The organism is Mucilaginibacter sp. SG564, from assembly GCF_013149275.1.
Classification (GTDB): Bacteria; Bacteroidota; Bacteroidia; order Sphingobacteriales; family Sphingobacteriaceae; genus Mucilaginibacter.
In genome coordinates this window covers 291,353-314,805 of the sequence record NZ_JABGNA010000003.1, presented here as the reverse complement: position 1 = coordinate 314,805, position 23,453 = coordinate 291,353, and the positions used below count along the sequence as shown (strand labels likewise).

The 23,453-nt window shown below is 44.0% G+C and carries 22 protein-coding genes; 13 read left to right on the top strand and 9 right to left on the bottom strand.

What is annotated here, in order from left to right; all coding sequences use genetic code 11:
* The first annotated feature begins 43 nt into the window (after nt 1–43).
* Nucleotides 44–742 carry a CoA transferase subunit A gene (locus FHW89_RS08835; protein WP_172334666.1) on the top strand — a complete coding sequence of 233 codons (699 nt, stop codon included), beginning with the start codon at nt 44–46 and terminating at the stop codon, nt 740–742.
* A gap of 195 nt (nt 743–937) precedes the next feature.
* Nucleotides 938–1,594 (top strand): 3-oxoacid CoA-transferase subunit B, encoded by a 657-nt coding sequence (locus FHW89_RS08830; protein ID WP_172334665.1) that lies wholly within the window; start codon nt 938–940, stop codon nt 1,592–1,594.
* A 100-nt stretch (nt 1,595–1,694) separates the two neighbouring features.
* Here the strand turns inward: FHW89_RS08830 and FHW89_RS08825 are convergent, their stop codons facing one another.
* Genes FHW89_RS08825 through FHW89_RS08815 form a run of 3 tightly spaced genes read right to left on the bottom strand, consistent with a single transcriptional unit; the run spans nt 1,695 to nt 4,128 of the window.
* The gene (locus tag FHW89_RS08825; RefSeq protein ID WP_172334664.1) at nt 1,695–2,327 is read right to left on the bottom strand and encodes a uridine kinase; all 633 of its coding nucleotides are present in this window, start codon (nt 2,325–2,327) and stop codon (nt 1,695–1,697) included.
* Nucleotides 2,320–3,342, bottom strand: a complete 1,023-nt coding sequence (locus FHW89_RS08820) for a LysM peptidoglycan-binding domain-containing protein (protein ID WP_172334663.1) — start codon at nt 3,340–3,342, stop codon at nt 2,320–2,322. The genes FHW89_RS08825 and FHW89_RS08820 overlap by 8 nt, the downstream gene beginning before the upstream one ends.
* A 21-nt stretch (nt 3,343–3,363) precedes the next feature.
* A complete protein-coding gene (locus FHW89_RS08815; RefSeq protein ID WP_172334662.1) occupies nt 3,364–4,128 on the bottom strand; it encodes a DUF4905 domain-containing protein in 765 nt (254 codons plus the stop codon).
* Nucleotides 4,129–4,223: 95 nt separating this feature from the next.
* Here FHW89_RS08815 and FHW89_RS08810 point away from each other — a divergent pair, with 95 nt between their 5' ends.
* The 4 genes from FHW89_RS08810 (at nt 4,224) to FHW89_RS08795 (ending at nt 7,509) form a co-directional block, all read left to right on the top strand.
* Nucleotides 4,224–4,703, top strand: coding sequence for a Dps family protein (locus tag FHW89_RS08810; protein WP_172334661.1), 480 nt, complete (start codon nt 4,224–4,226; stop codon nt 4,701–4,703).
* A 174-nt stretch (nt 4,704–4,877) separates the two neighbouring features.
* On the top strand, nt 4,878–5,708 hold the full coding sequence (kduI, locus tag FHW89_RS08805) for a 5-dehydro-4-deoxy-D-glucuronate isomerase (RefSeq protein ID WP_172334660.1): 831 nt from the start codon (nt 4,878–4,880) through the stop codon (nt 5,706–5,708).
* Between the two features lie 34 nt (nt 5,709–5,742).
* Nucleotides 5,743–6,561: an SDR family oxidoreductase gene (locus tag FHW89_RS08800; protein WP_172334659.1), complete on the top strand. Its 819-nt coding sequence runs from the start codon at nt 5,743–5,745 to the stop codon at nt 6,559–6,561.
* Between the two features lie 165 nt (nt 6,562–6,726).
* Nucleotides 6,727–7,509 carry a DUF4350 domain-containing protein gene (locus FHW89_RS08795; protein WP_172334658.1) on the top strand — a complete coding sequence of 261 codons (783 nt, stop codon included), beginning with the start codon at nt 6,727–6,729 and terminating at the stop codon, nt 7,507–7,509.
* Nucleotides 7,510–7,885: 376 nt separating this feature from the next.
* On the opposite strand, the gene FHW89_RS08790 is transcribed toward FHW89_RS08795, so the two are convergent.
* The 3 genes from FHW89_RS08790 to FHW89_RS08780 all read right to left on the bottom strand — a co-directional run bounded on the left by FHW89_RS08790 (nt 7,886) and on the right by FHW89_RS08780 (nt 10,192).
* Nucleotides 7,886–8,566 (bottom strand): DUF6000 family protein, encoded by a 681-nt coding sequence (locus FHW89_RS08790; protein WP_172334657.1) that lies wholly within the window; start codon nt 8,564–8,566, stop codon nt 7,886–7,888.
* A gap of 46 nt (nt 8,567–8,612) precedes the next feature.
* Nucleotides 8,613–9,341, bottom strand: a complete 729-nt coding sequence (gene cobA, locus FHW89_RS08785) for a uroporphyrinogen-III C-methyltransferase (RefSeq protein WP_172334656.1) — start codon at nt 9,339–9,341, stop codon at nt 8,613–8,615.
* A gap of 152 nt (nt 9,342–9,493) precedes the next feature.
* Nucleotides 9,494–10,192, bottom strand: a complete 699-nt coding sequence (locus FHW89_RS08780) for a Crp/Fnr family transcriptional regulator (protein ID WP_172334655.1) — start codon at nt 10,190–10,192, stop codon at nt 9,494–9,496.
* 757 nt (nt 10,193–10,949) lie between these two features.
* On the opposite strand from FHW89_RS08780, the gene FHW89_RS08775 reads away from it, so the two are divergent.
* The 4 genes from FHW89_RS08775 to FHW89_RS08760 all read left to right on the top strand — a co-directional run bounded on the left by FHW89_RS08775 (nt 10,950) and on the right by FHW89_RS08760 (nt 16,613).
* Nucleotides 10,950–11,819, top strand: a complete 870-nt coding sequence (locus FHW89_RS08775; RefSeq protein WP_172334654.1) for a M57 family metalloprotease — start codon at nt 10,950–10,952, stop codon at nt 11,817–11,819.
* Between the two features lie 66 nt (nt 11,820–11,885).
* Complete coding sequence (locus tag FHW89_RS08770) at nt 11,886–12,728, top strand: M57 family metalloprotease (RefSeq protein ID WP_216650520.1); 843 nt, start codon at nt 11,886–11,888, stop codon at nt 12,726–12,728.
* A gap of 125 nt (nt 12,729–12,853) precedes the next feature.
* Entirely contained in the window at nt 12,854–13,714 is an 861-nt protein-coding gene (locus FHW89_RS08765) for a M57 family metalloprotease (protein ID WP_216650519.1), read from the top strand.
* A 175-nt stretch (nt 13,715–13,889) separates the two neighbouring features.
* A complete protein-coding gene (locus FHW89_RS08760; protein ID WP_172334653.1) occupies nt 13,890–16,613 on the top strand; it encodes a S8 family peptidase in 2,724 nt (907 codons plus the stop codon).
* A gap of 599 nt (nt 16,614–17,212) precedes the next feature.
* Here the strand turns inward: FHW89_RS08760 and FHW89_RS08755 are convergent.
* The gene (locus tag FHW89_RS08755; RefSeq protein ID WP_172334652.1) at nt 17,213–17,578 is read right to left on the bottom strand and encodes a hypothetical protein; all 366 of its coding nucleotides are present in this window, start codon (nt 17,576–17,578) and stop codon (nt 17,213–17,215) included.
* Between the two features lie 882 nt (nt 17,579–18,460).
* The gene (locus FHW89_RS08750; RefSeq protein ID WP_172334651.1) at nt 18,461–19,753 is read right to left on the bottom strand and encodes an esterase-like activity of phytase family protein; all 1,293 of its coding nucleotides are present in this window, start codon (nt 19,751–19,753) and stop codon (nt 18,461–18,463) included.
* Nucleotides 19,754–20,207: 454 nt separating this feature from the next.
* Here FHW89_RS08750 and FHW89_RS08745 point away from each other — a divergent pair, with 454 nt between their 5' ends.
* Nucleotides 20,208–20,948: an SGNH/GDSL hydrolase family protein gene (locus tag FHW89_RS08745; RefSeq protein WP_172334650.1), complete on the top strand. Its 741-nt coding sequence runs from the start codon at nt 20,208–20,210 to the stop codon at nt 20,946–20,948.
* Here FHW89_RS08745 and FHW89_RS08740 read toward each other — a convergent pair whose 3' ends face one another.
* Complete coding sequence (locus FHW89_RS08740) at nt 20,949–21,827, bottom strand: AraC family transcriptional regulator (RefSeq protein WP_172334649.1); 879 nt, start codon at nt 21,825–21,827, stop codon at nt 20,949–20,951.
* A 91-nt stretch (nt 21,828–21,918) separates the two neighbouring features.
* On the opposite strand from FHW89_RS08740, the gene FHW89_RS08735 reads away from it, so the two are divergent.
* Nucleotides 21,919–22,860: an NADP-dependent oxidoreductase gene (locus FHW89_RS08735; RefSeq protein WP_172334648.1), complete on the top strand. Its 942-nt coding sequence runs from the start codon at nt 21,919–21,921 to the stop codon at nt 22,858–22,860.
* 260 nt (nt 22,861–23,120) lie between these two features.
* Nucleotides 23,121–23,438 (top strand): hypothetical protein, encoded by a 318-nt coding sequence (locus FHW89_RS08730; protein WP_172334647.1) that lies wholly within the window; start codon nt 23,121–23,123, stop codon nt 23,436–23,438.
* Nucleotides 23,439–23,453: the final 15 nt, after the last annotated feature.

Sequence of the window (23,453 nt, the reverse complement as noted above, 5' to 3'; positions counted from 1 at the left end):
CTCTTAATTCTTATATCTAAATTTGAGCAACCAATTATAGAACATGAATAAAGTAGTTAGTGGTGCCGATGAGGCCATCCGCGATATTCAGGATGGCATGACTTTAATGCTGGGTGGCTTTGGCCTTTGCGGGTTGCCCGAAAATTGTATAGCCGCGCTGGTAAAACAGGGGCGCAAACAACTTACCTGTATCTCAAACAATGCCGGGGTTGATGATTTTGGCATCGGCCTGATGCTGAAACAGCGGCAGGTAAAAAAAATGATCTCCTCATACGTTGGCGAAAATGCCGAATTTGAACGCCAGTTACTCAGCGGCGAACTGGAAGTAGAACTGCTGCCGCAGGGCACGCTGGCTACCCGCTGTATGGCTGCCGGTTATGGTATGCCCGCTATTTTTACCCCTGCCGGTGTAGGAACCGAAGTAGCCGAAGGCAAAGAAACCCGTAATTTTAACGGTAAGGATTACCTGATGGAAATGGCTTTTGATGCCGATTTTGCCATTGTAAAAGCCTGGAAGGGTGATACCATGGGCAACCTGGTGTACCGGTCCACCGCGCGTAATTTTAACCCGGTGATGGCCATGGCGGGTAAAATAACCATTGCCGAGGTAGAAGAACTGGTACAACCCGGCGAACTCGATCCCGATCATATCCATACTCCTGGTATTTATGTACATCGTATTTTCCAGGGTAAAGATTATGAGAAAAGGATAGAACAGAGGACGGTGAGGGTGAAGCAATAAAGATAGAAGGAGCAAAGATAGAGGGAGCAAAGAACAAGGGTATAATAACCTGAATTGAACCCACGCGTCATTGCGGGGTACGAAGCAATCGCGAATCACCCACCCGTTTGTCATCCTGAGGAACGAAGGATCTATTCGGCGATTAGATTCTTCGCTACGCTCAGAATGACAAAGGGGATAAAAGAAATTGAGATTATGTTAGACAAACAAGGAATTGCGCAACGTATTGCACGCGAAATAAAAGACGGTTACTACGTGAACCTGGGGATTGGTATCCCCACCTTAGTAGCCAATTATATACCCGAAACCATGGATGTGGTGCTGCAGTCAGAAAATGGCTTGCTGGGCATGGGACCATTTCCGTTTGAAGGGGAGGAGGATCCGGATGTGATCAACGCGGGTAAACAAACTATTACCATGTTGCCGGGCTCGGCCATATTTGATTCGGCTATGAGTTTTGGGATGATCCGTGCGAAAAAGGTAAACCTCACCATCCTGGGCGCTATGGAGGTATCTGAAAATGGTGATATTGCCAATTGGAAGATTCCCGGTAAAATGGTAAAAGGCATGGGCGGCGCCATGGACCTGGTAGCATCCGCCGAAAACATCATCGTAGCCATGCAACATGTTAACAAAGCAGGCGAATCAAAGCTATTGCCCCAATGTACTCTGCCGCTCACCGGTGTACACTGCGTAAAGAAAATAGTGACCGAACTGGGCGTATTTGATGTATTGCCCGAAGGTGGTTTTAAACTGTTGGAACGTGCGCCGGGTGTAAGTGTGGAAGAGATTAAAAATGCAACTGCCGGTAAACTGATTGTTGAAGGAGAAATTCCGGAAATTGTTATTTGATCCGTAGTTCATGGATCATAGGTGATTTATAGATCATAGTTGATAATTCGTCGTGATTAATACCATGAACCATTAACTATGATCTATGAACCATCAATTATTAAAATAATTTCTTCCTTAAATCTGCCGATATTTCTTCGGTTACGGCAATGATATCCTGGGCAACATGACTGTTGTTGGTGATCACCCGGTCGCATTCGTCTTTATAAGGCAATAAAAACTCTTTATAAGCTGGTACCACATGGTTAATCCATTTGTACATCACATCATCGTGCGAGTAGCCGCGCTCTATCAGATCGCGTTTCAGGCGGCGTTCTAAGGCCACTTCTTCGTTGGCTTCAATAAAAACTTTCATGTCCAGCATATCTGCAATATCCCTGAAATGCAGAATGAACAAGCCTTCTACAATTAAAATAGGCGCCGGCTTTATTTCCAGCATTTTGGGCACAATATTAGGGTTGTTAAAAGTATACTCGGGCTTAATAATGGTTTCATTATTAAAAAGTTTACTGATATCCTGCTGAAAGTGTTCATGGTCGATAGTAGATGGCAGGTCGAAATTATACTCCTTATTCTCTTCGGGCGTCATGTTATGGGCCACCGGAAAATAGTAGTCATCCTGCGATACCAGGCACACCTCGTCGGCAGTAAAATGCTCCAGGAAACATTTTAAGAAAAAGGTTTTGCCAGATCCACTACCACCGGCAATTCCAATAATATAAGGTTTATTCATTCGGGTTCGGACTGCCGTAGCTGATGTTTACGTGAATGCGTTTATCTAAAGCACCTAATGCGTCGGCTGTGTTTTTGGTCATTACAATAAGTACATCCTTGGTAGCTTCGCTGTCGGTAAATCGGCCTACAACTTTAGCATAGGTGGTATGGTTGTTCATAGGATTGGTAATCTTGATCACGGTGCCGATAGGGGCGGTGCGGTGTAATACCAGTTCCTTTTTAGGGTCAAGGCTGGTATCATCTATCCAGGTGGCTACACCTGTTTCATTTTTTTCATACAGGCCAAAACGGTTGGCTTTTAGTTTATTGCCCGCGCTGTCAATAGCGGCCACGGTTGAATCAGGGGTGGTTACTACCGCGTCTTGCTTAGCCACAGGTCTTTCTTCTGGTGGCATGCCCGAGCGTACTTTAATCACCTGATTCGGGGTAAGCGTGCTGGAAGTTAAGTTGTTCAGTTTGGTGATATCTTCAACAGAAGTGCCGAAACGTTTGGCTATAGAATAAAGCGTTTCGCCAGCAGACACTTTGTACTGCTGCACATTATCCATATTTACCGGCTTGGCAGGGGTGGTATCGGCAGCTGGTGTTGTAGTTGTTACGGTTGTAGCCGGGGCTTGTTGCTGTACTACCGGCTGTTGTGTTTGTGGTTTTGGTTGTTGAGCTACCGGCTGTTGTGGCTTTGGCTGCTGAACAGGCTGTTGCACTTGTGGCCTGGTTTGCTGAACCGGCGCAGGTGTTGTGGCAGCGGTTTGTGTAAATGATTGTTCGGTAGGTACTTTAACAATGCCGCCAATTTTAAGCGGCGCGTTGTTATTGAATTGCATGATAGCCTTAGGGCTTACATTATAACGGCGACCGATAGAGTAATAATTATCTTTAGGATCAAGTTTGTGTAGTACAACTTTTTTTCCGTTCAGGTTTTCAACTCCAACAGAGTCTACAACCGGGTTTGCAAAAATGGATATGGACAGGGTAAGTAGGGGAGCGATGACTAATAAAATCTTTAATTTCATAATAAATTATAATACAGTAACTTATAAGTTTAAAACTATTAATGCTGACCGTTCTTTTAAATAGATCAGGTTATTCTTATGTACTACAAACGCCTCGGGCTGCAATTTTTGTATGTTGCTGTTTAACAAATCATGGTAAACAATTACGCCTTCGCTATCAATAATATATAAATGCTGCTTTATTTTTTCCTGAAAAAACGTGTGCAAAGATACAATTCTGTAGCTATTGTGCTCCAAATAATGAAGGCTATTTAAATAAGGTTCGGCAGGTAAGGGTAATTCTTTTAAAAGAGATGCCGGGAGCATCTGGGGTACAACAATATCATTATGTAATGGTGTATCTATTGCCGGTTGATGGGTTCGTAAAAGTCCGCCTGTTTTTATATCGGCCAAAAATAATTTCGAGGGCTGTACCTGGGCGTTATAAACTATGGGGCCGTTTACACACAGGTGATCAAAGGCCAGGGTATAATTGCTCCACAGCGTTTCTCCGCTTGTGCCATCAATGGCTATCAGGCCTTTATGTACAGGGCCTTTCTCTGATTGATAATTGTGTACGAGGAGCGTACCATCGTAAGCCGTTTCAATACCGGTAAGCCATCGCTCGGGGGTGGTGATATCCTTAAAGTAAACATCGCCGCTGAGCAGATTTATGGCGCCAAAAGCTACTTTTTTATCTTCGCTGTTACGCAGTTCAACAAACAATGTGGAGCTGATAACGTCAATTTCCATACGCCAGATGGGCCAGTCAAATTGTTGGTTAATAAAAGGTAGCATCTGTGTCATAAAGTGTGTAAATATGGGTAATAAATTCAAATCTGCTTATATTTACCAAACATTGCTGCCAAGCTAATGTTAAACATAAAAATCACTATTTATATATGAACGCTAAAGAAATTAGTCTGGAAGAAGGTAAAGTAAAACCTGTTGTTGACCACTTAAATGACCTTTTGGCCAACTATCATATCTACTACCAAAAAGTACGCGGCTGCCACTGGAACATCAAAGGACAAAACTTTTTTACGCTGCATTTAAAGTTCGAAGAACTGTATACTGCAGCGCTGACCACCATTGACGAACTTGCCGAGAGGATATTAACCCTGGGCAAATCGCCATACAGCACATTTAATGATTATATTACAAAATCGGCCATCAAAGAAATCCAAACCATTGGCTTAAAAGATACCAAAATGGTAAAAGCCGTTATTGATGACCTGGCTGTTTTAATTGCCAAAGAAAGAGAGATCCTGGACATTACCGCCGAAGCAGGTGACGATGGCTCAAACGATATGGTGAACCGCTTTATGCAGTTTAACGAAAAAAATACCTGGATGCTACGTTCATTTGTGAACGAGGACTAAGAAACACCGGTCAAGTATCATTTTATAAAGCCGCTGATGTTTTACTTCAGTGGCTTTTTTGTTGCTTTTATGTTAATAAGGCACCTCAGCGCAAACGTTTGAGTAGAATAATGGGCCGAATACTTTTGATTTAAAAAAGATACGTTGTAGAATTGCCTACCAAAACATAAAGCCTTGAAAGTAATACATAGCGTACACCCCGAAGATTTTAAAAGCTATCAGACAGCCCAGATAAGAGAACGTTTTTTAATTGACCAACTAGTTCAAACAGATCAAATTAATTGTACTTACACCCATTACGACCGCATGATTGTAGGAGCAGCTCACCCGGTAACCAAATCGGTAGAGCTGGAAAACTATCCTAACCTGCGTGCCGGTTATTTTTTAGAGCGCCGCGAAATCGGCATCATCAACGTAGCCGGTGATGGCGAAGTTACCGCCGATGGCCAAACCTTCCAGGTAAATAAGCTGGATTGCCTGTATATAGGTAAAGGTGTTAAAAGTGTAAAATTTGCCAGTAAAAACAGCGCGGAGCCAGCGGTATTCTACCTGCTTTCGGCCCCGGCACACGCGGTATATCCTACCACATTAATGACCAATGAGGATGCTGCCAAAGTACATACCGGCTCTATCGAAACAGCTAATAAACGTACTATCAATAAATACATCCACCTGGAAGGTATCAAAAGCTGCCAGCTGGTGATGGGCCTTACCATATTGCATGGTGGCAGCGTTTGGAATACCATGCCAGCACACGTGCATGATCGCCGTATGGAAGCCTATTTTTATTTTGACGTGCCGGAAGGACAACGCGTGTTCCATTACATGGGCGAGGGGCAGGAAACCCGCCATGTGCTGATGGATAACTATGATGCCATCGTTTCACCACCATGGAGCATCCACTCGGGCAGTGGCACGGCCAGCTATAGCTTTATATGGGGCATGGCCGGCGAAAACCTCGACTATACCGACATGGATGCTATTGCCATTCCTGATATCAGATAAAAAGATCAATTGATTCATAAAACATAAAAAGACATTGGAAAATTCATTTTCATTAGCCGGTAAAGTTATCGTAGTAACCGGCGGTACCGGCATCCTGGGCGACGCCTTTGTAAACGCTATTGTAGAAGCCGGTGGTGCGGTAGGTATCCTTGGTCGGAAAAAAGAAGTGGCCGAAGAACGTGCCGAAGCCATCAACAAAAATGGCGGCAAAGCTATAGCTTTAGTTGCCGACGTGCTGAACGAAGAAGAGTTGATAGCCGCCAAAGATAAAATTGTGGCCGCTTTTGGTCGGGTTGATGGCCTAGTGAATGGCGCAGGTGGCAACATGCCCGAAGGTGTTTTAGCCCCCGAAGAAGATATTTTTAAAATGAACATCGCCGGTATGAAAAAGGTGATGGACCTGAACACTTGGGGAACTATCATTCCAACCCAGATATTTGGCGAAGCTATCGCCAAAACTGCTGGCAAAGGTAGTATCGTAAACATCTCATCCATGAACTCTAAACGTGCCATCACCAAGGTGTTGGGCTATAATATTGGTAAGGCGGCTGTTGATTGTTATAATCAATGGTTCGCTGTGGAACTGGCTAACCGTTATGGCGATAAGATCAGGATGAATGCGCTTGCGCCAGGATTTTTCCTCACCGAGCAAAACCGTAACCTGCTTACCAAACCCGGAGGCGGCTATACCCAACGCGGCGAATTGGTGATCAAACAAACACCGTTTAAACGTTTCGGGCATGCGGATGAACTGAAAGGGGCGCTGACCTGGTTGCTGAGTGATGCATCGGCATTTGTAACCGGATCGATGATCTGCGTTGATGGCGGGTTCTCGATATTTGGCGGGGTGTAAGAACAAAGAATTAGCTGCTCTGTTAAAGAAAAGTAATACCAAAAAGGGGCTGTCACCCTGAACTCCGTCGAAGGGTGGAGCGCAGAGGCCTACCCACCATGCTTCGACGGAGCTCAGCATGACACCCTATGGATATTATATGTTACTGACTATAAACCCATTTTTATGAAACTGAAATTAACCATAATAACCCTGTTGATGGGTGCCGGTGCAGCCGCCAGTGCTCAAACCGTAACGCTCGATTATTATTTTAACCACGAAGTGCATAAAAATAAGGCCGGGCAGCAGGAGCGTTTCCATTACCTCTGGGGCGAAAAGCAAAATTCAGGCTTTTCTATATTCGGTGCTACTTTTACCACTGCCGGTGCCAAACTGGATTCGCTCGATCAGGCGCCTACGGCAGAGAATCTAAAAAACACGGCTATTTATATCATTGTTGATCCGGATACCAAAAAGGAAAGTCCGAACCCCAACTATATCCAGCCCAAGGATGTGGAAGAGATTAGCAAATGGGTGAAAAAAGGTGGTGTGCTATTAATGATGGCTAATGACAGCGCCAACGTGGAGTTGCCGCACTTTAACACCCTGGCCGCCAAATTTGGGATGCATTTTAATGATGACTTGCAAAATCACGTGATTGATGATGCGCATTTTGAAGATGGCGCGGTAAAAACTACAGGCAATCCGGTATTTGAAACCGCCAATAAGATATTTATGAAGGATGTATGTTCTATCGATCTTACCGGCGCTGCAAAATCTGTTCTTAAAAATAGTAACGGCGCTACCATTATTGCCAGCGCCAAATATGGCAAAGGAACGGTTGTTGCGGTGGGCGACCCCTGGTTATATAACGAATATGTAAATGGCAGGCTACCGGCTGGTTTCGAAAACGATAAAGCCGCAAATGACCTGGTGCATTGGCTGCTACAGTTGGCAATAGGTAAATAGATTAACAGGCAGTAAGAGATATAACGCGCGGCTGACAGGAGTCTGTTGGATAAGTAGTACATTTGCCTATATTTTCCTGTGGTGTAATGGTAGCACTTCTGATTCTGGTTCAGACGATCGTGGTTCGAGCCCATGCGGGAAAACAAAACAAAAAAGATCTTAGCAATTTGCTAAGATCTTTTTTGTTTTGTTGGGTGATCCTGATGCTAAGCGCTTGGGTCTCCTCAGGGTCTTCTGAAAGGGACCCTGAGTTTATTCTTGCCTCAATCCAATGCCTCAGGGTCCTCTGCGAGAGATCCAAAGGAGACTGTAAGCCCGTTAGGTTTATTAAACTGTGGCGAAATATAGCGAATGTGTAAGCCGGATTAGGGTTTATTTAGCTGTCTTTATTGGCCAGTGCCCTGATTTTCTCAATGGTAGCCATTTGGGCGTTAAAATGATTTTGGTGTTTTTCTAAACTCCAATTAGGCTTGTCTGATATAAATGATTGCCATTTATCATTAAAGGCATCAGCAGCATTTTTATCCAGATAGGTCAAAGCACAATAGGCATCGTCCTGATCAAACCACAGATCTTTCCTGTCGAGATAATAATTAAGATAGGTTATCAAATAGTTTTTAGCGCTATCGGTATCAAACTGAGCAAGCGCCAGGCAATACGCGTCACCGGCATAGCATACTTCGCTTTTTAGTAAATGATTACCAATAATTTCTTCAAACTCAACGTAATTATTTATGGCTGCAAAAAAAGCGCCGCATAACCTTGTTCGCCAATTAAAATCCCCTAATAATAACGCCACGATCTTAGTATTTATAGTGTGCGATGTCATGGCAAATTCCTGAAGTTTGGATTGATCAAGATTAGCAATACTGGTCATGTAAAACGGTAGCACATATTGATCTATAATATCGTCTGAGAATTCTTCTTCATTTCTTGGCCCCGTCAAATCTTCAAACGGATTATGGTGTCTTACCATTGCTCCTGCTACATGCAATTCAATTGCTTCTTTCTCTGTTTTTTTCGAAAAAAGCTTGGTCCAAAGTTTTTTTCCGCTCATTTTGTAGCTCAACTGATTGTATAAAATATCTGTATGATTACAGATGCTAAGCACCCAGACCGGCAACTTCGCCTATAATAATAATTGCCGGATGAGTTAGTTGGTGCGTGTCGGTCATCTGTCGCAAATCCTTAACCTGGCCACGGGCTACTTTTTGCTGTGGTAACGATGCATGCTGGATAATGGCCGCGGGCGTATTGCCCTTGCCTTCGGATATATAAGTATCGGCAATGGCGTCAACCTGTTTCATGCCCATATAAATGGCCACGGTAGCGTTGCTTTGCATGGCCAGTTTCAGATCGGCCGATAGCGATCCGTCTTTTTTAGTTCCGGTGATGATCCACACGCCCTCGCTCATGGCCCGGTGGGTTAATGGTATATCTAAAAATCCCGAAGCCTGTATGCTGGTAATACCGGGTATATAGTGGGTCTTGATGCCCTGTTCACGGGCATATATGATCTCTTCAAATCCACGGCCAAATATAAAGGGGTCGCCGCCTTTCAGGCGTACAACACTCCCTTTGGTAAAGGCATAATGTTTGATCATCTCCAGAATGGTTTCCTGCGGGGTATAGCTACCATAAGGGTTTTTGCCGACGTAAATTTTTTCGCAGCCGGGTTTGGCTATATCCAATAATGCTTTGTTGGCCAGGTTGTCATATAATATCACATCGGCCTGCTGTAAAATTTTATATCCCTTTACGGTAATCAGTTCCGGATCGCCGGGACCTGCGCCCAATATAAATAACTCTGGAATAGGAGTGCTGTGTGACATGTGCAATGCAGAAATTGGTTGATTGATACCCAGGTGTAAAATAATGAAAAATTTTACTGGATTAACAGGGTAGTTATAAGAGGGTGTTTAAATTTAAACGTAGAGACGCATAATTGCGTCTCCCGCTTTAAGGTACTTGGGCATTCTTCTGGTTAAATAAAAACAACATCCTGTGCCAGTTTTAAAAGCTCCTGGTGATTAATAAGCCGGATACTTTTGCCCGAAAGACCGATAAGCTTTTCATTTACCAGTTCATTCATCATCCGGAACACGGTTTCGTAAGTTGCCCCGGCGTAGGAGGCCAGGTCCTGCCGGCTCAGGTCGATATTGATAAAACCCTCCGCGGTAGTGCCAAATTGGTTTTGCAGGGATATTAAGGCCTCGGCAACGCGTCCTTTAACGGGCATGTGCGCCAGATTGCGCATTTTTCTTTCAGACTGTTTTAGCTCCTCAGTCAAAAACATGAGTAATTGATAGGTAAAATTGGCGTTTACTTTTAACGTGGCTTCAAAAAAAGCGATGTCCACATAACATACAACTGTTGGCTGCAGCGCTGCTGCTGATATGGGATAAAACCCTCCTTTACCTAAACCCCGGTGGCCAAAAAGAGAACCTTCCCTTGCAAAACGAACAATCAGCTCCTTATCCTTGTCCCATTTTTTATAAACCTTTACACTGCCGGAGTTAACAAAATAAATACCCGTTACCGGATCACCCTCTTTGAAAATAACTTCACCTTTTTTTACCTTATAGTTTATTTTATGAGTAGCAATGGCCGTTTTCCACTCATCTAAACAGTTTTTGCATAAAAAACAACTCTCTAAATCGCAAATATTTTGACTTTTTTTCATTTACACGTTTTTTATTTTAGTTAAATGGCATTATGTGCAAGTCTAATTAATAATTTTCATAAATTATGTATGTTAATAGTATGATAAATATCACACTTTGTAACTTTTTTATAAAATTTAATAAAAGAAAATGAAAAATTGATTTAATTAATGGTTGTTAATTAAATTATGTCGAAAAAATGAATAAAATATGGATGATTTATCCTTAAGATCTGAAAACTGTAAATTTATAAAGAGCAGTACCGATGTTGGGCACATTTTTTTGCAGCGTAAAAGCTTAGCTGGTATATTTGTATTGATAAACAGAAGGTACCTTCTGTAGTGTTCAAATTTTCCTATGGTGTAATGGTAACACGTCAGATTCTGGCTCTGAAGATTGAGGTTCGAGCCCTTGTAGGAAAACTTAAAATGGATAAAGTCGGGTAAATTTCGGCGCTTGTCAATTTTTATTTTACCCGTATTTTACCCGGTTACGCGGTAGGTGTTTACACCTATTGTGGGCCGGGCTCTATTTTCCCCGAAAAGTGTCTTGGGATAATTTAAATCAACTATAACGCTAATTTTTACTAGTTATTATACGGGGTATAGTTTTTACTATTTTTTAATTTTAAAGACAATAATGGTCTTTATATTTATCAAATGAAAAATAAATGTCGTTGTATTTTAATATATTTATAATCATAAACAACAAGCTGGCCGGCTATTATCATGATTGTTTGTGATTTTTTAACTATTAACAAAATTAGAGTACCGACAAATGAAAAAACAACTCTTGTTTAAGATGGGGGTGTGCATCGCTTGTGCATCTTCGTTACTAACTGCTTGTACTAAAAACAACCAAGGCGCCGATAAGGCGGCTTCTCCCAAAACCGCCATTTCTGCTGATGTAGCCCAAAAGATCAAAAATCTGGGTTTTAGCGCGGATAATGTTCGTAAAATGGGTAACAATTACATTGTAGAGGGCGATATCATGTTAACCCCGGCCAATTTAAATGAGGCTAACCCTGCGAGCCCTGTTCTTAGAGTAGCCGAAACAGAGCAGTACCAGACACACAACCTGGTTAAAAATTTACCAAGAACCATTACCGTATCCGTTTCCAATTTACCGACGGTTTACGCTACAGCTACAACCAACGCGGTAGCACGCTACAACGCGTTAAACCTGACACTTAAATTTCAGGTGGTAAGCAGTGGCGGTGATATGGTGATTACCGGTTTTGACGAAGGTGTTGATTCTGATGGTTTTATTACTTTAGGTTATTCGGGTTTCCCAACCGCCTCTGGTGATGCTTTTAACGCTATTGGTATGAACACCAATGTTGATGCCTACGGAAGCAATCCTGATGTAGGATACCTAACCTCTGTTATCCAGCATGAAATGGGCCATTGCATAGGTATGCGCCATACTGATTATTTTAACCGTAACCTAAGCTGCGGCGTAAATGGTGGTGGCAATGAAGGCAGCACTTATAGCAGCAGCGATCCGCAGGATTATCCAGGCGCTGTTCACATCCCTGGTACCCCAACCAAAACATTTGATGCCGGTTCATGGATGCTGGCCTGCTCAAGCGGCACCGACCGCACGTTTAACGCGAATGATAAAATAGCATTGAACTATCTGTACTAAAACTATACAGTATTACTTTTTATTGATCAATCGGATAATTATTAACAAAATTAAAGTACCGACAAAATGAAAAAACAACTCTTGCTAAAAATTGGGGTGTGCATAGCTTGTGCATCTTCATTACTAATCGCATGTACCAAAAACAACAATCCTGGCGCCGAAAAAAAGGATGATCCGGCTACACAGATCTCTGCAGATGTAAGCAGCAAGATCACTGCTTTGGGTTTCAGCACCGATAACATGCGTAAGGTAGGGGATAATTACCTGGTAGAAGGTGATATCCTGCTAACCCCGGCTAATTTATCTGAAACCAGCACCAGTCCAACACTTAGAATTGCCGAAGTAGAGCAATACCGGACAACTAACCTGGTTAAAAATTTGCCAAGAACAGTTACCGTTTCAGTTTCAAACCTGCCAACTGTTTATGCTACGGCTACAGCTAATGCCGTGTCACGTTACAACGCGTTAAATCTTACCCTTAAATTTCAGGTGGTAAGCAGCGGTGGTGCTATTCAGATCATTGGTTTCAACGAAGGCCCAAGCGGTGGTTTCATCACCTTGGGTTCTTCTGGCTTCCCAACTTCATCAGGAAACCCTTACAACCAGATCAAGATGAACACTAACCCTGCCGCTTATGGCACTAATCCGGATCTGGGGTACCTTACTTCTGTTATCCAGCATGAAATGGGGCACTGTATAGGTATGCGCCATACCGATTATTTTAACCGTAACCTGAGCTGCGGTACAGGCGGCGGTGGTAATGAAGGTACAGCAGGCATTGGTGCTGTTCACATTCCGGGTACACCAACCAAAACATTTGATGCCGGTTCATGGATGCTGGCCTGTTCAAATGGGTCTGACCGCACCTTCAACGCGAATGATAAGATAGCATTGAACTACCTGTACTAAAAATATTGCTGCTTATTGATCAATCAAGCAGGCAATTATTATTAAATAATAAAAGGGAGGCCTTAGTTGTCCCGGATATTATTTTAAAAGTATTAACTAACTAACAAAATTAGAGTACCGACAAAATGAAAAAACAACTCTTACTAAAAATGGGGCTATGCATTATATGTGCATCTTCATTACTAACTGCATGTACTAAAAACAATCAAAGCGTCGACAAAAAAGCCAATCAAACTCCGCAAATCTCGGCCGATGCTTCAAAACAAATCGCGGCTTTAGGTTTCAGTACCGACAACGTGCGCAAAATAGGTGACAATTACCTGGTAGAAGATGATATTTTACTTACTCCGGAGAATTTAAAAGAAGCCGCTGTTGCAGGCCCTATTGTTAGAATTGCCGAAACAGAACAGTATCAGACACACAACCTGGTGAAAAATTTACCAAGAACTATCACTGTTTCGGTTTCAAACCTGCCAACTGTTTACGCTACAGCTACAGCTAATGCTATAGCTCGTTATAACGCGTTAAATCTTTCGCTGCAGTTTCAGGTGGTTAGCAGCGGTGGTAACATCGTGGTTACTGGCTTTAACCAGGGGCCAAGCGGTGGTTACATCACTTTAGGCTATTCTGGTTTCCCAACCGCGGCGGGTAATCCTTACAACGCTATCGGTATGAACACCAATCCACAGGCATACGGAAGTAATCCAAATTTGGGTTACCTTACTTCTGTTATCCAGCATGAGTTGGGTCATTGTATTGGTATGCGCCATACCGATTACTTTAACCGCTCTTTCAGCTGCGGTGGTACAGCGGTAAATGAAGGTAATACTTATAGCAGCAGCGATCCTCAAAACTATCCTGGAGCTATTCTTATTCCGGGTACACCTTCTGCTGCTGATGCGGCTTCATGGATGCTGGCCTGTTCAAATGGGTCTGACCGTACCTTCAACGCGAATGATAAAATAGCGTTGAACTATTTGTACTAAAAAACCTTATCGTATTGCTTCTTATTGATCAATAAAGTAGTTTTACAAATAAAGGGGAGCAAAACTCCCCTTTATTTTTTTAATATTCAGTATGGTTAAAAAATTACTCTGTTTTATACTGGGATTTTTATGTTTTAAATGCTCGTGGGCGCAAAAAACAACAGGCGATAAAGCTATGACCGTGCTTTATAAGGCAGCGCCTGCTGTGCAGCCATTGAATGGAAATAACGGGCTTAAATATTACCTGGTTAAATTTAAAGAACCAGATAAGGCCGATGTGAAAAAGCTTCGTGCCGTAAAACGGGTATCCTATAATTTTTATGTGGTGGCCACTACCGCCGATATATCAACCAACGACAATATACAGGAGGTTACACCAGCCAACTCCCTATGGAAAGCTACCGATAATTTAGTGCAGCTTTTGCAAAAACATCCATCCTCTAAACAATCTATCGATCTGTCTGTCACTTCACAAAGCGATTCAGTGATCAGCGATATCAAAAGATACGGTGAAATAACCGCTCAAAGCCCAAACACAGTTACCCTCAATATTTCCTTGCAACGGCTTATTGATCTGTTGCAGCAACCCTACGTAACCTTTGCCAATGTTACCCGGAAGGCCCACGCCGAACTGGTGATCAATGATATCGACCTGGGTATTAACCAGATCTCGGCCATTGCCGATAATTTTCCGGGGATTGACGGAACCGGCATCAATGTAGCTATTAAGGAAGAACGCTATGACGATGATATCGATCTGCTTGGCCGTTCCTTTACTTCGTTCCCGGCGGCGGCTATTACCTCGGGGCATGCTACCATTATGGCTACTTTAATAGGTGGCAACGGTAATTCATTTATCAGGGGATTGGGCTCCGCTCCTAAAGTGCGGTTCACCTCATCAGATTTTGCCCGTTTACTGCCCGATAGTACCGCCCTTTTTAAAACCTTTGACATCGGCGTTGAAAATCACTCCTATGGTACGGGCATCGAAAACTATTACGGGGTAGAGGCAGTAGCTTACGACCAACAGGTGATGGCAAATGATTCCATCATTCATGTGTTTTCATCTGGTAATATCGGCACTATGCCATCTACTACCGGCCTATATAACGGCATCCCGAATGTAGCCAACCTTTCGGGAACTTTTAAACAGGCCAAAAATGTGCTGGTTATTGGCGGTACCGATCAAAACGGGGTGCCGGCAGATCTGAGCTCCGCCGGGCCTGCTTATGACGGCAGGATAAAGCCCGAGCTGGTATCCAATGGCGAAGATGGTACCTCCGGAGCCGCGGCCCTGGTTACGGGAACTGTAGCCCTGTTGCAGCAGGCCTACAAAAAACAATTTGCCCAGTTGCCCTCGGCTGCCCTCATCAAAAGTGTGCTCATCAATTCGGCAGATGACATTGGTTTGCCTAATGTGGATCATAAAACAGGTTACGGGCAGCTAAACGCCCTGGAAGCTTTACGCTCCCTTACAGATAACCGTTTTAAAAAAGGAGCGGTTAGCAACCAGCAACAGGTAGATTATACCATCAGCGTTCCGGCAGGCAGCAGTCTGTTTAAGGTGTCGCTGGCCTGGAACGATCTGCCTGCGGCGCTCAACGCCCCCAAGGCGCTGATCAATGATCTTGACCTGTCTGTTACCACACCCGATGGGCAAACGCTGCTGCCCTGGAGCTTAAGCACCTATCCGGCCACAGATTCCCTAACAAAACCTGCCGTACGCCGCCGGGATACCATCAACAATACCGAACAGGTGAGCCTGCAAAATCCCGTGGCCGGTAATTATATCATCCATGTAAAAGGAAGTAAAATAGCATCCGGAACTCAAACTTTTTATATAGCGCACGGGGCTACAGCGGCCAACCGTTTTGAGTGGACCTATCCCTCGGGGCAGAACCATCTTTTCGCAGCTGGTGAAAACTACCTGCGCTGGCAAAGTTCGTTCAGCGCCACATCGGGACAGCTTAGCGTAAGCTATGATCATGGCAATACCTGGAAAGCCATCAGCAGCGTTACCCTCAAAAACAGGTATTACGACTGGACAACTCCCGACGTATTTACCACCGCCATGCTCAAAATGGATATCGGCAGCCAGGCGTTTATCAGCAAGGAATTTGTACTTTCTCAACCCCTTAAACTGGAGGTAGGGTATAACTGTACCGACGGCACGCTGTTGCATTGGAGGGCCCAGCCTGGCAGTAAAGGGTACGTAGTTTATACTATTAAAGATAACGTACTGCAAAAATTAACCACCGTTGCTGATACTACCATTCTTATACCTGCCGCCCAGCAAACCTCATCCTATTTCGCGGTGAGCGCGCAGGGCGATGGTTTTGAGGGCCTGAAAAGCTTAACCATTGATGCTAAGAACCAGGGGGTAGGCTGTTATGTTAAAACCCTGCTGGCCAATGTAGTGAATAACACCATTGTGCTCGATCTGCAGATAGGCAGTGTGGTGAACCTCAAATCCATCACCTGGCAAAAACAAACCGGATACAATGCTTTCGCCAACCTGGGCACAACCCAGGTAGGCTCATCATTAGCCTACCAGTTTACAGATGCCAATCCTAAAAAGGGGATACAATATTACCGGGTAGAACTTCAAACTAATGATGGTAAGATCATCTACTCCGACCTGGCTAATGCTACCTATTTACAACCCAGTCAGTTTACGCTTTACCCCAACCCGGTAAGCACACAACTCAATATCCTGAGCGGCGATATAGACAATACGTACGATTTTAAGCTGTATGACGCGGTTGGGTATGTACGCATGGAGCGAACCATTACCCAGCTGCAAAATACATTTCAGATAAACCTTAGTCCGGGAGTATATATTTATGTGATCATGCTTAAAGGCAAAATACTTACCCGTGGCAAGCTGATTAAAGTTTAAGTCCCTCTAAATCTCATGCAGTCGCTCGGCTCCAGCCCTCAAGTGTTGGGAAGAAGAAAAAGTTGTCATTTCGACGAGGTACGAGGAGAAATCTTATACGTCGAGATAAGCAAATCGTACAAGATTTCTCTTCGCCCCCTGCCCAGGCCTCAGCTTCTGCTCATCGAAATGAGAACGTTTGGTATAAATTTATGTCTTCCCAACACCTGTGGGCTCCAGCCGAGCGACAATTATTTACAGGCCTCTGGCCTGCGAAACCAATATACTTGCCCTTTGCGACGGCCCTCTGCTGTCGCACGCGTGCGCCAGCGAAGGGGGGAAACCAATATAAATAACCTTGCCTTTTGCGACGGCCGGAGGCCGGGTAATAACGGTCACTCGGCTGGAGCCGAGCGACTGCAGCGGACCCTTCGACAAGCTCAGGGTGACAGGCCACCACTTTCGTGATTTTCAAAAATGGCTGTCATGCTGAACCCGTCGAAGCATGGTGTGCAGGCCTCTGCGCGCGACCCTTCGACAAGCTCAGGGTGACAGGCCACCACTCTCATGCAGTCACTCGGCCGGAGCCGAGCGACTGCGGTAATAATGCCAGTCACATGCTAAATGCTTGTGCTGTTGGGTGTTACTTTGCCTATCCTTTGATCCTTTTGTGCAACCAGTTCGCAGAGTTGTATGGCGGCGTATTCAAAGTCATCGTGGCTGTCGCTGAGCAGGAGCCAGGCGGTATCAAAGCCTTCTTCTAATTCAAAATCGGTTATGGCGGGTATCTCGGCCTTTAAACTGGCATGATGCTCCCGCCTGGTCGATATCCAGATGCCGTTATGCTGCGGGTTCTTGCTGGTTTTGCGGAAGATCATGACGATCTTTTGCGCGTAATAGATATAAAACATACCAATCGCCGGCTTAACGACGATGCCGCTGGGTAAGTAATCCAGCAGGAAATCAAAAGGCATCGGTTTCTTCATTCGGGAATGCGATTCAAATATAACTTATTTCTACAGCGACCACAATTACCCTCCACGTCATGCCGAACTTGTTTCGGCACCCCATAAGCAAGGTGCATCGTATGACGATTAACCCGTCCTGAGGGATACTGAAACAAGTTCAGGATGACGGCCGACTCCGGTTCTTAGTTCCCTCCCCACGGGAGGATGCGGTTGGATTGTGCTGTGGCAGGGAGGGGTTTATGCATGCGGTAAACCGATATGATGTATAAACCCCTTCCTCCCCCTTCCCGAGGGAAGGAATCGCACAGGCCGAGGCTTTTAATGAAGGATGTGTTTCGGTGGAGTTCAATATGACAGTCCCGTACCAACAAAAAAGCATTACCTGGTTAAAGGTAATGCTTGTATTGAGGCCGGTCAGGACCATTTAACTAAGCATATCACCAACAATATACTTAATCTTTTTTGCACTTTCTCAAGGTGCTTTTCATAGGTGTTATTCTTAATAAACTCCCCTAAGGAAGTATGATATATTTGTAAATAATGCGACAAATGATCTCAGGTGTGGTATCAATCCCAAATTGAGATGTAAGCCGCCTATCAAGGCATTCACCAATTGATAGCTCGGGCGTTGCACTATAATCGCTATCATCAGGATAAAAAAAATAAGTACCTTATCAGTTAACCTTAATTTCATTATCAGCGGTTTTAGTAAAACCCATTGATACAAATGTAAACAGAGTTACAAGTCTTCGCAATCCGTGAAAACACCGTATTTTCAAAAAAATAATTAATGCTGTTTTAGCTTGTTTGAGATCTGTTTGCCGAAATAAAAAGCCACCCCGAATAACGGGATGGCTTTTTTGTTCTGTCTTGATTCCTGATTCTTATCTCTTGCTTCTCTTATAGCTTTATCTTTACAAAATAGATGCGGTTATGATCAACCGTGTTGGTAGCGGGCAGTATTTTAGCAGCGAAACCGCCCTTGCCATTATCCAGTACACCAAAGTCGTCATCGTTGGAGATGGCCAGGATATTGCCCGGTAGCAGGGCCAAACCTTCGGCCTTATCATGCGGGTAAACGGTTGGCAGATCTTTCAGCAGATCCAGCACCAGGGTTTTAGATACCGGGGTAATGCCTGCACCCTGCAAACCGGCCTGGTCATTCAGCTCCTCTACGGTTTTGCCCCCGTAAAGTTTGCCATTAGCGCCATTGGCGTCATCTGATATATCGGTAGCGCCGGTAAGGCTTATCTTGAATATTTTTTTAAATGTAGCCGGATTACTTGGCGCGCCGCCATACAAGCCATCGCGCTCAACGGTTAAAAAGGTAGTGGCATTAACCGCCACTATATCGCTTACGCCCGTAAGGGATACATTATCCATCACATAGGCATACTGTTTGGTAGCACCCGAAGCGATATCAAAAGTAAGGATACGCAGGATGGTTGAATTGGCAACCGCCGTTTTATTGCGGTTAAGCATCGGCGATTGCATCATGCCCACCAATGTTTTGCCATCGGGCGTAATGGCGAGGCCTTCCATGCCACGGTTGGGTTTACGTTTGGCAAACACCAGGGGAATTTTACGACCGCCGGTACCTGTTCCGAATGGGTTTATACGCTCAATGGTTTTACCTGAGGCATCAAAATGTACAATGTGAGGACCGTATTCATCACTGATCCAGAAAGTACCGTCGGAGGCTAAAACCATGCCTTCTGAGTCGATCCCGTCGGCATTTGGTGCAATCTGGTTTCCGTTCAGATCAAAAGCGATTTCGCCGGTGCCGCCCTGGTCGATAGGGTTGGGTAAACCGTTCAGGGGTTGGCCGGCAGCATTTTTAAGCTGAATGGTTTGCTCCAATACCAGTTTACCATCTTTTAGCCTGAACTTGCCTATCTCGGGAGTAAAATCGGCTTTGCCAAATATGATGGCGTTGGTTGTTGAACCCGCAGCATTAGGTCCGCGATCGGTAAGCAGGTAAAAAACATTAGCGTCTTTAGGGTCCGGAGCTATGGCCGAGCCAAAGCCACCGTTATATACTTTTACACCATCGGCAGTGGTCATCAGAACAGCAGGATCGGCTGCTTCGGCCATATCCGGGTATGGTGGAGCTATATTTACCTTATGATCTTTTTTGCAGGCACTAAGGGCTATAGCACTAAAAGTAAAAAGGGTTAATAAATTTTTTTTCATGGGTAATAGGGTTTTTATAATAAAGTTGCCACAAAGTAAACCCCGGTCTGTAAAGGAATTGTTAATTTAAAAATAATTGATTGGATGAGGTGAAGCATCTCTTATCGCACACTACTTACCTGCGTTCAATGAATTTTGCCACCGGCATATTCAACAATTTTTCGTATATTGTATAAACCACAGCCCGGTTCTCTTTTTTAGCAGAGAACCGGGCTGTTTGGTTAACAGAAAAAACAATCCAAAAACTGATCATTTGGTATGTCGTAATTTGATATATAGGAAATTAATACTTTTTAAAGTTTTCAAAACGTGTAAAAAATTTGTTAAAAAGTGTTAAAATCGATGATTTTGAGTGATTTTTGATCTGTTTTTCACCTGTTTTTGCCCGATTTTGAGTCGAAAATTGTTAAAATTCAACCTTTAAAAAGTTTTTGCTACGATATATATATCCAAAATGAATACAAAACTTACCCTATTATTATTCGCCGGATTATTGATCGCCTCTGCCGGTTACGCGCAGCAAGGCAGCCCCGATACTGGAAAAAATAAGCCGGCTGTTGCCAAAGAGGATTTGCGGGATGACTGGGCCGCGTTGTCTCGCTATGCCCGGGAAAACAAAGAGGTAGGCGCCCCCAAACCCGGCGAAAATAGGGTGGTATTTTTAGGGAGCTCCATATTTGAGCGGTGGAAAACCACTGTGCCTGAGTTTTTTAAGGAAAAATCCTATCTGGACAGGGGTGTGAGCGGACAGATCTCAGGACAGTTATTACTGCGCTTTCAGCAGGATGTGATCGGTCTGAAGCCTAAAGCGGTGATCATACTTGCCGGTAGTAATGATATCGCCTCCAACTATGGCCACCTGACAAATGAGTATATCATGAACAACATTCGCTCCATGACCGAGCTGGCTAAACTGCACCATATCAAGGTGATACTATGCGCTTACCTGCCTGTATTTGATTATCCATGGCGTAAAGGCATTGAACCGGCTGGCAAGATCATCGCACTCAACAAGCTCATCAAAGCCTACGCCACCGAAAATAACCTGACCCTGCTGGATTATTTTACACCCATGGTTGATGAGCGCAACGGGCAAAAGCCGGAGCTTACTACAGATGGCGTACACCCCAATGCTGCAGGTTATAAAGTTATGGCAACGGTTACCGAGCAGGCTATTGCCAAAGCGCTGAAATAGTTACTGGTGCACAGGCTGATAAGCCGCGTTGTTCTGTTTTCGGAAGGATGATGGGTTGATGCCTTTATGCTTTTTGAACAGGCGGTTCAGGTGGCTTTCGTCGGTAAAGCCCAATTCACGAACAATCTCGTTGATGCGCATATCGCTGTGCTGCAGGCGGGTTTCAACCAGTTTAAGTTTGTAGTTGGAGATATACTGTTGCAGGCTTTCGCCGGTATGTTTTTTGAAATAACGACCAAGGTAAGCCTGTGCTATCCCAAAATGATCACTGATGAGTTCGGTACGCAGTTTTTCGGGCTCGTAGATATTTTCCTGTATGTACCGGATAATATCAACAACCGGCTCATTGTTCAAATTGGTTGTTAGACAAGCACTCACCGGCATCATGGTCATGTTGCGGGCCACAATAGTTAGTATAGTGTTTACCAGTTGTTTGATCAGTTCGGTATAATGTGCCTCTCGGTTCACCTGTTCACGGATAATGCTTTCTACCAGCATTTTTACCAGCGGTTTGTCGCCATTGTTGCATAGCAAACAGCCAGGTTGGTGACTGGCATGTTGCAGGATAAATTCCATTTGCTGCAGCCAATCGTTCTTGGCTTTACGGTCCTGCTGCTGGTTACGGATATAGATATCGTTAAAGCGAATAAAGAAAAAGCTTGTTGTGGTTTTGATTTCAAAGGAGTGGCAGTCCTGCGGAGTTATCAGAAATAAATGACCGTCGTGATAGTCGAAGGAGTTTTTATTGATGCATTGTGTACCCGTGCCGTTTACAATATAAATCAGCTCAAAAAAGCTATGCTGATGCGCTTTTTGAGGGTTTTCGTTGAGCTCTTTATAAACTATCTCAAATTCCTGGTGTAAATTTTCCTGGTACATAGGCACAAATGTACAGCATTTGGTATTATTTGTACAAATAATGAGCTGAGTAATCTGTATAATTTTGTACCATAAAATTTAAAAAAAGAACATGAAAGCGATCATATTAAAAGGATTTGAAGGAACTGATAGTTTACACACAGTTGAGTTGCCGGTTCCCGAAATAGGGGATACCGAAGTATTGGTACAGGTAAAAGCCATCAGCGTAAACCCTGTTGATGTAAAAACGGCTATTGGCAAAGGCCTGTCGGGCCGTTTAAAAAGTGAAGACCCGTTTATTCTCGGTTGGGATATATCGGGCATTGTAACCAAAAAAGGAAGCGCAGTTAAGGAATTTGAAGTTGGCGATGCTGTATTTGGCATGGTGAATTTCCCGGGTCATGGTAAGGCTTATGCCGAATATGTAGCCGCCCCGGCAAATCACCTGGCCTTGAAACCGGCCAACATTAGTCACGAAGAAGCCGCTGCCGCAACCCTTGCTGCCCTCACCGCTTTGCAGGGTTTAATCCATAAAGCTAATGTGCGGGCCGGTCAAAAAGTATTGGTACATGCCGCAGCAGGTGGTGTGGGGCATTATGTAGTGCAGATAGCCAAACACCTGGGTGCTTATGTTATCGGCACCTCATCTGCTGCCAATAAGGATTTTGTATTGGGCCTGGGCACCGATGAGCATATAGACTATAAAGCTGTGCGTTTTGAAGAGGTAGTGCATGATGTAGACCTGGTGTTTGATGCCATTGGTGGCGATAATATCGATCGTTCTTTGGAAGTAGCTAAAAAAGGTGGTACGGTGATCAGTATACCTTCGGGCATTAGTGAAACCATAACTGAAAAGGCCAAAGCAAAAGGCATAAATGGATACTTCTTCCTGGTAGAATCTAATGGCGATGATATGAAACAGCTGGCCAAATGGCTGGAGCAAGGTATCCTCAAATCGCACTTATCACAGGTATTTCCGTTTGACCAAATGTCAGTCGCACATCAGCAAATAGCCAGTGGCCGCACCCGCGGTAAAGTAGTGGTAGCTGTTTAATCGGAAATTTTCAGATCTACATCAATGAAAGTTTTAGTAGTTCATCACCGCGCTGTTTAGCAGCGCGGTGATTGCTCAAACTAAACCTCGGCTGATAGCTGTAGTAAATTTACAATAATTATTAACCGACCGGAAACGAACAATGGGATGTATCAAAATAGCACATGTTGAAACATGTATGTATTTTAATTTATTGATAATCAATTAAATATAACGATGGCATTTACTTTGTTGATAATGCTACAGGCAGGTAGATTATTATGAAACAGCGCAAATATTTGGAGCGGCGTACGTTTAATCAGGATCGTTTTGATATTTTAATAAAACGACAAAAAAGAGGCGTGGCCACCTTTAACGAGCTCACAGAATTGGACGCTATTGTGAACCGTGACCCCGACATACGCGAAAGTATCCTGGAAGAAATGCAGGCTGTAAATAATCCGCCGGATGAGCCGGAACAAAAGGAAATCCTTCAATTTCCTCCTGTAAAAACACAAACCTGGCTGGATAAGGTAGCCGCTTTTTTTAAACGTTTATTTACGACTATGGATGACGCGTCTCCGGCTTTGCTTTCCTAAATATTTTTCTCTTAT

Bases quoted from the DNA above. Each gene is read 5' to 3' on its own strand.
- FHW89_RS08835 (WP_172334666.1), top strand. From the start codon at position 44: ATGAATAAAGTAGTTAGTGGTGCCGATGAGGCCATCCGCGATATTCAG.
- FHW89_RS08830 (WP_172334665.1), top strand. From the start codon at position 938: ATGTTAGACAAACAAGGAATTGCGCAACGTATTGCACGCGAAATAAAA.
- FHW89_RS08825 (WP_172334664.1), bottom strand. From the start codon at position 2,327: ATGAATAAACCTTATATTATTGGAATTGCCGGTGGTAGTGGATCTGGC.
- FHW89_RS08820 (WP_172334663.1), bottom strand. From the start codon at position 3,342: ATGAAATTAAAGATTTTATTAGTCATCGCTCCCCTACTTACCCTGTCC.
- FHW89_RS08815 (WP_172334662.1), bottom strand. From the start codon at position 4,128: ATGACACAGATGCTACCTTTTATTAACCAACAATTTGACTGGCCCATC.
- FHW89_RS08810 (WP_172334661.1), top strand. From the start codon at position 4,224: ATGAACGCTAAAGAAATTAGTCTGGAAGAAGGTAAAGTAAAACCTGTT.
- FHW89_RS08795 (WP_172334658.1), top strand. From the start codon at position 6,727: ATGAAACTGAAATTAACCATAATAACCCTGTTGATGGGTGCCGGTGCA.
- FHW89_RS08790 (WP_172334657.1), bottom strand. From the start codon at position 8,566: ATGAGCGGAAAAAAACTTTGGACCAAGCTTTTTTCGAAAAAAACAGAG.
- cobA (WP_172334656.1), bottom strand. From the start codon at position 9,341: ATGTCACACAGCACTCCTATTCCAGAGTTATTTATATTGGGCGCAGGT.
- FHW89_RS08780 (WP_172334655.1), bottom strand. From the start codon at position 10,192: ATGAAAAAAAGTCAAAATATTTGCGATTTAGAGAGTTGTTTTTTATGC.
- FHW89_RS08775 (WP_172334654.1), top strand. From the start codon at position 10,950: ATGAAAAAACAACTCTTGTTTAAGATGGGGGTGTGCATCGCTTGTGCA.
- FHW89_RS08770 (WP_216650520.1), top strand. From the start codon at position 11,886: ATGAAAAAACAACTCTTGCTAAAAATTGGGGTGTGCATAGCTTGTGCA.
- FHW89_RS08765 (WP_216650519.1), top strand. From the start codon at position 12,854: ATGAAAAAACAACTCTTACTAAAAATGGGGCTATGCATTATATGTGCA.
- FHW89_RS08760 (WP_172334653.1), top strand. From the start codon at position 13,890: ATGACCGTGCTTTATAAGGCAGCGCCTGCTGTGCAGCCATTGAATGGA.
- FHW89_RS08755 (WP_172334652.1), bottom strand. From the start codon at position 17,578: ATGAAGAAACCGATGCCTTTTGATTTCCTGCTGGATTACTTACCCAGC.
- FHW89_RS08750 (WP_172334651.1), bottom strand. From the start codon at position 19,753: ATGAAAAAAAATTTATTAACCCTTTTTACTTTTAGTGCTATAGCCCTT.
- FHW89_RS08745 (WP_172334650.1), top strand. From the start codon at position 20,208: ATGAATACAAAACTTACCCTATTATTATTCGCCGGATTATTGATCGCC.
- FHW89_RS08740 (WP_172334649.1), bottom strand. From the start codon at position 21,827: ATGTACCAGGAAAATTTACACCAGGAATTTGAGATAGTTTATAAAGAG.
- FHW89_RS08735 (WP_172334648.1), top strand. From the start codon at position 21,919: ATGAAAGCGATCATATTAAAAGGATTTGAAGGAACTGATAGTTTACAC.
- FHW89_RS08730 (WP_172334647.1), top strand. From the start codon at position 23,121: ATGAAACAGCGCAAATATTTGGAGCGGCGTACGTTTAATCAGGATCGT.